The sequence below is a fragment of the Rhizobium sp. RHZ01 genome (genome assembly GCF_014851595.1).
Classification (GTDB): Bacteria; Pseudomonadota; Alphaproteobacteria; order Rhizobiales; family Rhizobiaceae; genus Rhizobium; species Rhizobium altiplani.
In genome coordinates this window covers 202182-212404 of record NZ_JACUZZ010000003.1, presented here as the reverse complement: position 1 = coordinate 212404, position 10223 = coordinate 202182, and the positions used below count along the sequence as shown (strand labels likewise).

At 56.8% G+C, this 10223-nt stretch carries 8 protein-coding genes; 5 read left to right on the top strand and 3 right to left on the bottom strand.

Annotated elements, in window-relative coordinates:
- The 3 genes from IB248_RS05570 to trbB are packed head-to-tail and all read right to left on the bottom strand — an operon-like array spanning position 1 to position 1640.
- Positions 1-300: a conjugal transfer protein TrbD gene (locus IB248_RS05570; RefSeq protein ID WP_192240488.1), complete on the bottom strand. Its 300-nt coding sequence runs from the start codon at positions 298-300 to the stop codon at positions 1-3.
- On the bottom strand, positions 293-685 hold the full coding sequence (locus tag IB248_RS05565; protein ID WP_192240487.1) for a TrbC/VirB2 family protein: 393 nt from the start codon (positions 683-685) through the stop codon (positions 293-295). The genes IB248_RS05570 and IB248_RS05565 overlap by 8 nt, the downstream gene beginning before the upstream one ends.
- Positions 675-1640, bottom strand: coding sequence for a P-type conjugative transfer ATPase TrbB (gene trbB / locus IB248_RS05560; protein ID WP_192240486.1), 966 nt, complete (start codon positions 1638-1640; stop codon positions 675-677). The genes IB248_RS05565 and trbB overlap by 11 nt, the downstream gene beginning before the upstream one ends.
- A gap of 328 nt (positions 1641-1968) precedes the next feature.
- Between trbB and repA the strand changes: the two genes are divergently transcribed.
- The 5 genes from repA (at position 1969) to IB248_RS05535 (ending at position 10107) form a co-directional block, all read left to right on the top strand.
- Complete coding sequence (gene repA, locus IB248_RS05555) at positions 1969-3204, top strand: plasmid partitioning protein RepA (RefSeq protein ID WP_210332952.1); 1236 nt, start codon at positions 1969-1971, stop codon at positions 3202-3204.
- Positions 3205-3327: 123 nt separating this feature from the next.
- On the top strand, positions 3328-4287 hold the full coding sequence (gene repB / locus IB248_RS05550) for a plasmid partitioning protein RepB (RefSeq protein WP_192240485.1): 960 nt from the start codon (positions 3328-3330) through the stop codon (positions 4285-4287).
- Between the two features lie 174 nt (positions 4288-4461).
- A complete protein-coding gene (repC, locus tag IB248_RS05545) occupies positions 4462-5679 on the top strand; it encodes a plasmid replication protein RepC (protein WP_192240537.1) in 1218 nt (405 codons plus the stop codon).
- A gap of 373 nt (positions 5680-6052) precedes the next feature.
- Complete coding sequence (locus IB248_RS05540; RefSeq protein WP_192240484.1) at positions 6053-6877, top strand: hypothetical protein; 825 nt, start codon at positions 6053-6055, stop codon at positions 6875-6877.
- Positions 6878-6915: 38 nt separating this feature from the next.
- Complete coding sequence (locus IB248_RS05535; protein WP_192240483.1) at positions 6916-10107, top strand: DEAD/DEAH box helicase; 3192 nt, start codon at positions 6916-6918, stop codon at positions 10105-10107.
- Positions 10108-10223 lie beyond the last annotated feature (116 nt).

The window sequence follows — 10223 nt, the reverse complement described above, 5'->3', positions numbered from 1 at the left end:
TCAGTATTGGCGCCAGGGCGCGGAGGTCGAGAGGTAATGCGCCCGATACCGCATATGACGCGCATAGACTTTGCGCATCATGGGGTCCGATTTCGCCATCATGCGGAGCGCGCCGACGACCACGATCCAGATCGCGATGCCGAACAGGGCCGAATAGACGGTCAACACCACGAAGATGAGAATGATCGCCGCGAGCCCGGTCAGAAGCACGAGCTCTCGATCCGCTCCCATCAAGAGGTTCGGCCGCGACAAAGCGCGGTGGATCCGGTTGCGATGAAGCCCTGTGCCGGCGTCAGCCATGACGCCCCTCCCCTCCCCCGACCCGATTTGCATTCGGGACCGCGGTTTGCTCGGCGACAAACGAGCCACCGATAGAAGCGCCGGTCGAGCCGAAAAGGCCGACGATCGTTGTCGCGCCGAGCAGGATCCCTGCGACCAGCACCACATACATCAATCGCCGCGCGAAATCGTTGAGCTCGCCGCCGAAGATCAGCATGCCGCCGGCAATCGCGACAGCCGCCAACGCAATATAGCCAGCAACCGGTCCCGTGATTGATTGCTGGATCTGCTCCAGCGGGCCTTCCCAAGGGAGGCTTCCGCCTGAGCCTGCGAGTGCGGGGCCGGCAAGAGAGACGCAAATCAATGCGCCGATAGTTCCCAAACGGAGAAAGCGATTATGCAGCATGACTGTCCTCATCGATCTGCGGATAGTGTTCTGTGTGGTAGCGCGAGCCGTTGAACCCCTCCACATGGAGGACCTCCCTCACCCGGCGGCCCCGCCCGGCGCGCTCGATCGAGACGACGAGATCGACCGCCTCGCCAATTACGGCTTGCATTGGCTGCTGGCTGGCTTCCGACGTCAGTTGCTCGAGGCGGCGAAGCGCCGACATGGCTGAATTGGAATGGATCGTCGTGACGCCGCCGGGGTGTCCTGTGTTCCAGGCTTTCAGGAGCGTCAGTGCGGCGCCGTCGCGCACCTCGCCAACGATGATGCGGTCGGGACGCAGGCGCATCGTGCTCTTGAGAAGTCGGGCCATGTCGACCGCGTCGCTCGTGTGGAGGCAGACGGCATTTTCCGCGGCGCATTGGATTTCGGACGTGTCCTCGAGGATCACCATCCTGTCTTCCGGCGCGGCGGAAACGATTTCGGCGATGACCGCGTTCGCGAGTGTTGTCTTACCTGAGCCCGTGCCGCCAGCGATGACGATGTTCAGCCGGTTGGTGATGGCGCTGCGGATGATGGAAGCCTGGGCTTCCGTCATGATGTTCGCGGCCACATAGTCGTCGAGTGGAATGAGCCGTGAAGCGCGCCTGCGGATCGTAAACGTTGGCGAGTTGACGACGGGAGGCAGAAGGCCTTCGAAGCGGTGGCCGCCAATCGGTAGTTCGCCGGAGACGATTGGTCGATCTCCGTCGGCTTCGGATTGGAGAGCGTGCGCTACCGATCCGATGACAGTCTCGGCTGCGGTCGCCTGCATTTCACCAGCTGGCGCAACGCCGTGACCCAAGCGTTCTATGAACAGCTTGCCATCTGGATTGAGCATGATCTCGACGACTGTCGGGTCTTCAAGGGCAACGCAAAGGCGCTCGCCAAGTGCGTCCTGGAGTTTGCGGACAAGGCGGGAGTGCGACTGAAGCATGGGGAAGATCGTCTCCTCGGTTGAGTGCGTGAGGAGACAGACCCCGGTGGCCGCGCGAAGTCCATGTGCAAATTTGCACCTCGCGAGTCGCGGGTGATTCCGTCAGGGTCGCGTCGATTCGGTGGCGGGCCAGCAAGTTCCGCTATTGGAGCAGAATATGAATCACAGGAAATGTCGGCAGGGAGAATGCATCATAAGATGGATAAATCGCTGGAATCTAAGGATTAGTTGTGGTGGCGCTCGAATGTTCGTTTCGCGTTAAGGCTTTGTTAACTTTAAAAATCTTGCAAAACGCGCTGGAATGAGTTGTCCTATCCACGGCAAAAAGATGTATTTACGAAATTTACCGTGTGTACGAGAGGACGTCGTGGAGAATCCCGCTCAGCTTCAGAAGGCTATTCATAAACTGATAGCGGCGCACGCGCGAGATCTCTCGGGCGCGCTTCACGAGCATCGCGTGAAACTCTATCCACCCGAAGCTCGAAAGACGCTTCGGTCGTTTTCATCGACAGAGGCTGCGAAGCTCATAGGTGTCAACGATGGCTACCTTCGCCACCTCTCGATCGAGGGCAAGGGGCCGCAGCCTGAGATCGGAAATAACAATCGCCGTTCGTATTCAGTCGAGACTATTCAGGCGCTCCGCGAGTATCTCGACGAGAATGGCAAGGGTGACCGTCGCTACTCACCGCGTCGCAGTGGTCGTGAGCACTTGCAGGTTATAACCGCGGTAAACTTCAAGGGAGGCAGCGGTAAAACCACGACGGCTGCTCATCTAGCTCAGTATCTTGCGCTCAATGGATATCGGGTTCTTGCGATTGATCTTGATCCGCAGGCCAGTATGTCCGCGTTGCACGGATTCCAGCCTGAGTTTGACGTCGGGGACAACGAGACGCTGTACGGCGCCGTTCGTTACGATGAAGAGCGTCGCCCGCTGAAGGACGTAATCAAGAAAACCTACTTTGCGAACCTTGATCTCGTTCCGGGCAATCTCGAGCTTATGGAATTCGAGCACGATACCGCCAAAGTACTCAGCTCTAGCGACCGCAAGAACATCTTCTTCACGCGAATGGACGACGCAATTGCGTCAGTGGCGGACGATTATGACGTTGTCGTCGTCGATTGCCCTCCCCAGCTCGGCTTTCTGACAATCTCCGCTCTGTGCGCCGCAACGGCCGTTCTTGTCACCGTCCACCCTCAGATGCTCGATGTGATGTCGATGTGCCAGTTTCTGTTGATGACCTCAGAGCTTTTGAGCGTCGTGGCGGATGCCGGCGGCAGCATGAACTACGATTGGATGCGTTATCTCGTTACGCGCTATGAGCCAGGGGACGGACCGCAAAACCAGATGGTGTCGTTTATGCGCACGATGTTTGGCGACCATGTCCTGAACCACCCGATGCTCAAGAGTACAGCCATTTCAGACGCGGGGATTACCAAGCAGACTCTTTATGAGGTGAGCCGCGACCAGTTCACGCGAGCAACATACGACCGAGCCATGGAATCGCTCGACAACGTGAACAGCGAAATCGAACAGCTCATTCAATCATCTTGGGGCCGCAAATAATGGCAGTAGAGATCCCACGAAACGCGACATTGACGGAGAAGTTGCCAGCCGGAAACTTTTCAAATTTTGCACTCTCTATGTCCACGCATCAGGCTTATCACGAGCGCCTCAAGGGAAAGCAAGATGGCTAGAAAACATCTCCTTTCAGATTTGAAAGCCCCTGCTTCATCAGCTACGGAGGTCGATGGAGCCAGGGCGGCCGACTTCCCTACCCCCCAATACGCGCCTCGAGGTGCAATCGGTGCAGTTTCTCGTTCGATTGAAGCCTTGAAGTCGCAGGGACTGAGCGAACTCGATCCCGAACTGATAGATGCGCCGTCCGTTACTGATCGACTTGATGAGGATGGGGCTCAGTTTGAGGAGTTTGCTCGCAACATCCGCGAGAATGGGCAGCAGGTTCCAATTCTTGTCCGCCCTCACCCGACCGTGGAAGGACGGTATCAGATCGCTTACGGCCGCAGACGATTGAGAGCGGTCAAAGCGGCCGGCCTCAAGGTAAAGGCCGCAATCAGAAATCTGACAGATGACGAGCTTGTACTGGCGCAAGGTCAGGAAAACAGTGCGCGTCAGGATCTGTCGTTTATCGAGCGGGCGCTCTATGCGGCCCAGCTCGAAGCGAGTGGGTACCAGCGCCCCGTCATCATGGCAGCGCTGGCTGTCGACAAGAGCAACCTTTCACGGTTGATTCAGGCTGCGACCCAATTGCCGGACGACATCATCCGGCTGATTGGTGCTGCCCCAAAGACGGGCCGTGATCGCTGGTATGAGCTCTCATCGCGATTGGCTGTAGGAGGGGCGGCAGAGAAGGCGCGTGCCCTTCTGTCGACCAGCGACGTCGGCTCCCTAGGTTCTGATGAGCGATTTGTCCGCGTTTTCGACGCAGTTGCACCAAAGAAACCTAAGAACGGAAAAGTTCAGGCAGATGTCTGGCAAGCCGACGATGGGGTCAAGGTTGCGAATTTCCGCCAGGACAGACGAACACTGACATTGATGATCGACAAGAAGGCAGCGCCGGAATTCGGTGAGTACCTGATGTCGGCTCTCCCAGAGATCTACGCTTCGTTCAAGAAGTCGAAGCAATAGATGAGTCGTAACGAAGAAAGGTGCCGATAGCGCAAAGAAAAAGCCCTCCGAAACGGTGTTCCAGAAGGCCTCTCTCAGTTTGGTCGCTTAGAGAATCGCATTTCCCGGAATCACAGTCAAGAGTCAACGCCACACCGGCGTAGCCTTTTCTTTGCCTTGTGAAAGGTGAAGGACATGGAAACGGGTTATATCACGACGCCCTTTGGGCGGCGGCCGATGACGCTTGCCCTGGTGAAGCGTCAGGTGAAGACCGAGCAGGCTGTAACAGCCGGTCCGGTGGATAAGTGGCGTGTGTTTCGCGACGTAAGCGACGCCCGCTCGCGCCTTGGCCTTCAAGATCGAGCCTTGGCCGTCTTGAATGCACTGTTAACATTCTTCCCAGTTGCCGAACTCAGCAACGAGAGGAACTTGGTCGTCTTCCCATCGAATGCTCAGCTATCAGCCCGCACAAATGGCATCGCTGGGACAACCCTGCGCAAGTGCCTCGGTTCGCTGGTGGAGGCCGGTGTAATCATCCGCAAGGATAGCCCTAACGGCAAGCGCTACGCTCGAAAAGGCGACGAAGGAAAAATCGAGGATGCGTACGGCTTCAGCCTCGCGCCGCTTCTTGCGCGCGCCAGCGAGTTTGCTGCCCTCGCCCAAGACGTGGCTACTGAACAGCGCCGCTTCCGCATCACGAAGGACCGCCTCACGATCGTTCGGCGAGATGTCCGCAAGCTGATCACTGTTGGGATGGAAGAGAACCTTGCGGGCGATTGGACTGCCGCGGAAACGTGCTTTGTCGAGATTGTAGGAAGGTTCGTTCGGCGCCCGACTCTACAGGATCTGATAGCGAGCCTCGACGAGATGAGCCTTCTTCACGAGGAAGTCTCCAGGATGCTGGAAATTAAAGAAGAAACCGCAAAAAACGATGGCAATGCCATCGCCGACGGATGCCACATACAGAATTCAAATACCGAATCCTGCAATGAACTTGAACCTCGCTTCGAAAAAAAGCAGGGCGAAAAGTCCGAGACAAACAAGCGGACAGAGCGGAAAGCCGAACCGGAGGCGTTCCCGTTGTCCATGGTGCTGCGTGCCTGCCCGGAGATTGCACCGTTTGGCCCAGGGGGATCTATCGGTAGCTGGCGCGAAATGATGTCAGCCGCGGTAACAGTTCGGTCCATGCTTGGTGTTAGCCCCTCGGCCTACGAGGAGGCGTGCGAAGTCATGGGGCAGGCCGGGGCGGCGATAGCGATAGCGTGCATCTACGAGCGTGGTGGGCACATCAACTCGGCGGGGGGATATCTTCGGGATCTGACCGCGAAAGCGCGGCGAGGGGAGTTTTCGCTTGGGCCGATGCTCTTTGCGCAGCTGAGGGCGAACTCGGTGCCGAACAACGCCACCGCGTGAATCGAACGAAATTGAGGTGTTTCAGGCTAAGCCACTGAAGATTATTGGTAAATTCTCAAAGTTTCCGGCCGGAAACTCGTACTGCCGATGTCTGAGCTTGCGGGCTGGTGCCGCTCTTCATGCCCTGGACATCTGAGCATTGGACGAATGGCCGATTTCAGGGCGGGGGAGGCGAAGGCGCCGTCAAACCCGCGTGTTGTATGGCACTTATATGCGACTTAATCCGCTGGCGAGAATTATTCGCACCTCTCGTTGCGATGACGTCGGTAACTAAGAGCCTGAAAACTCTTCGACTGTCACCGATTAACCCATTGAACGACTATGGGTTTCTCCATATCTTCCGCTCGGCATTTGGGTTGGGGACTTTGAAAGAATGGCTGCTGTAACATCTACGACGGTGGAGGTCGACGACGACGTCACCGGCCTCCAATGGGCGGTTAATGATTTCGAAGAATTGGCGAAATTGATTGCGGTCATCGCGCTTGGGCAGGCGCAGCATGCTGTGAGGATCATCGACGCCCTTGAACCTCATGGTCCTGCTCTGTCAGACGAGGAACTGTTCCGCGGAGCGCGGGGTCAAATGTTGATCCGGGGACAAACCGATGCGCAGAAAGAAGTCTCGCGCTACCATCGGGACGGCTTTTTGTTTGAATGCATTTCCTGGATTGTTGCCCGTCAGTCGAGCAGTTCCCGGACCTTCATGAAGGATCCGCACATTGCTTCCACGACGCAAGGTCTCGACGGCCTTGCGATCGAAATGGATCCGACTGAGCCGGTGATGGTTGGCGCAACTATCTTCGAGGACAAATGCACGGAAAATCCGCGGAAGAAGTTCAAGGGCGAGGTACTCGTGACCTTTGGGGAGCACCACGCCAGCAAACGAATGCGCGATTTGGTTGCCAACGCGGTGAGTTTGATCCGAGAAACTGGGCTTAACGGGACCGAAGCAACGAAGGCAGCCGCCAGGGTGCTCGACAAGAGCTTTCGGACCTATCGGGCGGCCCTGACCGTTGGAGCCGAGGTATCGACGGCCACGAGACGGAAGAAGCTCTTCAAGGGTTACAACGGTCTAGCCGATATCACCAAGGACCAGCGCATTGGAGCAACATTGATTGTCAGCGAGTTGCGCGGGTGGTTTCAGGAACTCGCTGAAGAAGTAATTAAAGAACTCAAGCAATTTGAAGCCGACCATGTTTGACATCCGCACATCGGAACTCTCTTCGAGCCGCGCCTAGTTTGCCCGAGCTCGATGCCCAACAAATCCCTCAGATGCTGACGCGGCACTATGCCGAGCTAGTCTCGGCAAGGCTCAAGGGGGAAAATGACGCCGCTTCAGAGAAGGAAACATGGTCGCTCGATCGTATCGCTGACGTTTATGAGATTGTCGCGTCCATTGAAGAGGATCCGGAACTACGCCGGGCTGCCGCCTTCGTAGCGGGTACAGCTCAGCAAATTATTGCACGGCGATCGTCTCCCGCTTTTGAGACCGAGCATACATCGCCGATCAGTCGCGATGGTGTTGATCCGGCGGTATCGGCAGCTGTGCTCTTCCTGGGAGCTGAACAATATGCTGACGCCTACGAGGCAGGAGCATCCATTCCCCGGAGTCGGGGACCTTTCGAAATCAGGATCCTCGGTGACCACATTCGCGATTTGGTCCAGGGTAGGCTGACCTCGATACTCACCCGCGCCAATCGCTGGCGCGTCGACGCGCCGATAATTGGTACGATCCAGACCCGAGCCTTTCGTAGCCTCGCATCGGCTGTGATCGAAGGCATTGAGAGACTTGCAGCGAACTTGATGTCAGTCGCGGTCCCTGAAGCGACGCCTGGAAGGTTCGCTACTGCTCAGGATGCCTTTCGGAAAGTCATAGAGCTTTGCGCGAATGTGGAAGTGGCCGGTGAGGAGATGCTCGGTGGTGAGCTGCGCACTGCCTATGCGGGGCCAACCCATCTTGCCTCCATGTTGCTTTCCGCGTCTGATGCCATTGACAAGGCTGCGCTCACCAAATTGCCTCCGCCCGATGGCGCAGACGCCGGCTTTTGGCAACGATGGCTCACATTTAGGGCCGAGGACGCGCCCTATGTTTGGCGAAACCATAGGGAAGCAATCCACAAGGGGTTTTACGAGACTGGGAATTCCGCGGTCCTCGTCTTGCCGACCGGGGCCGGTAAGACGACAATCAGCGTGCTGAAGATCGCCGCAACGCTCGCTCGTAAGAAAAAGGTCATCTTCCTTGCTCCTACGCACGCCCTCGTGGAGCAACTCACCGACGACCTGCAGAAGATGTTCCCAACCGACAAGTTTGGGCTAGAGGTTTCCAGCGACTACGATTCCCTGCTCCTGGAAGAAGCGCAGCTGCAGGACATCGAGGTCATGACACCGGAGCGATGCCTGGCGATGCTCTCCTATTCCCCGACGTCGTTCCATAAGGTTGGATTGCTGGTTTTTGACGAATGCCATCTCCTAAGCGCGGAATCGGGAAAAATCGGCCGTGCCCTTGATGGCATGCTGTGCCTGTTGGCGTTTCGAGCTGCTGTTCCGGAAGCGGATATGCTTTTCCTTTCGGCGATGCTGAAAAACGGACCAGAGTTTTCCGAGTGGATTGCAAAACTCACCGGTCGGCCCTGTCTGGCGGTCGATCTGCTCTGGAAGCCAAGCCGCCAGGCTCGTGGAGTCGTTACGTACGAGGAAAATGAAATCGCGCAGGCTGTCGAACGCGCAAAAACCGTCCAGAAAGCAAAAAACGTTCAAGAAAAAAAGATTGCAAAAGGCCTGCGCGCACCTGCCGAACGTGAGATCACGGCGCAGCCCTACGTGGTCTGGGGATTGCAACATAATTGGACGAGATCGACGACGGCGCATGCGTTCACGAGTATTTCGGACGACGCATTCCAGTTGGCAGGTGGCTTCAAAGGAGTAAGGATTTGGGCAACCCCTAACGCCAACGACGTCGCTGCGGCGATCTCGTTAAGCGCCCACAAAAGCGGGCTCAAAACCATCGTTTTCGTCAACACAAAAGCCGATGCAGTCGGAACGGCGAAGAAGATAGCCAGTGAACTGGGCGAAGCCGTCGTTCTCAACGAAAGCGAAGTGTCGTTATGGGATGCTCTCGTACTGGAGCTCGGCGATGCTAAGCATTCGATCTTTGGCGAACCAAACTTCGGTGCTGTCCCGCATAATTCATCGATGCTTCGGCTAGAGCGCGCTTTATCTGAGCGGCTGTTTCGCCGAAACGACGGTGCGCGCGTGATTGTAGCTACGCCTACTCTTGCGCAAGGTTTGAATCTCCCGGCCCATCTCGCCGTATTGGCGGGCGATAAACGTTCGAGTGCGACAGATGGGAAGCGAGAAGCGCTCGAAGCCCATGAACTCCTGAACGCCGCAGCACGTGCGGGCAGGGCGGGCCACCTGGCCAATGGCGTCGTCATCTTGGTTCCCGAACCGATAACGACGTTCAAGCCAGGAGCGGTGCTGAACGCGGATTTGAAGGGTAAGCTGAAGTCTGTTCTGCCTGAGGACGATCGCTGTGTCACGATTACCGATCCTCTCGAGGTAGTTCTCGACCGCGTCATGGAGGGGAAGCTGGATGATCGACAGGTAACTTATACGATCAATCGCCTCGTGGCGTTGAGCGCGGCGGACGTCGACGTCGCATCAACCGATAACTTGATGTCCCGGTCATTCGGTTCGTTTCTGGCCGAGAAAAAGAAGAAGCAGGACGACCACCTGAAGAAGGTCGAAGAACTGTGGGACTTCGCAAAGGAGGCCGTCGAGAACGATCCTCAGGCGGTCGTCCTATTGATGGCATCCCAGAGCGGGCTTCCCCTTGACCTTCTGGAAAAGCTCAGGGTGCGTCTTTCCGATGGGCTAGGGAACTTGCCAACGACCATAGAGGGATGGATCGGATGGGTGTTTAGATGGCTGAAGGAAGATGCCGATGCGTGCGAGCATTTGCTGAGAGATGTGGAAAAATCCGCCATATCAGCGGCGGGCAAGAAGGCTGGTACCCCGCTCACAGCTGCCGTGCTTGAAGCCATACAACCCGGCATTGAAGCTTGGATTAGCGGCCAACCGGTAAACGAGATTCAGCGAGCGTTGGGTGGCAATCCGAACGGCACGCCCGAGAGTTCGAAGATGTGCCTGCGGGCGCGTGAACTGATAGCGACATTTATTCCTCGTGGCCTCTCATTTGTGATTGGCGTAGTCGCTCGAATGGCCGAGGAACTTGACGCTGATAAGTCTCAACCGCCGCTCGACTTGGAGTTGCTGCAAAGCCTCTCAGGGGCGGTTCGCCGAGGGTTTGATACAGTCGGGAAACTCCAGTTTGCAAATGGACACCGGGAAATCCTGGGTCGGGTGCAATTGCATCGACTTTATGAGGAAACTTATGGCTTCGCAAACGAGGAGTTTGATGAAGAGCTATAGGGCAGGGTATGCAAACTCGCACCTCTGTCTGTTGGTGCCTCGTGCTATGGTGGCGTCACCACACGAAAGTGCTCGATCTGTCGAGATTTAAGTAGCGTGACCATATCGACCGGGCT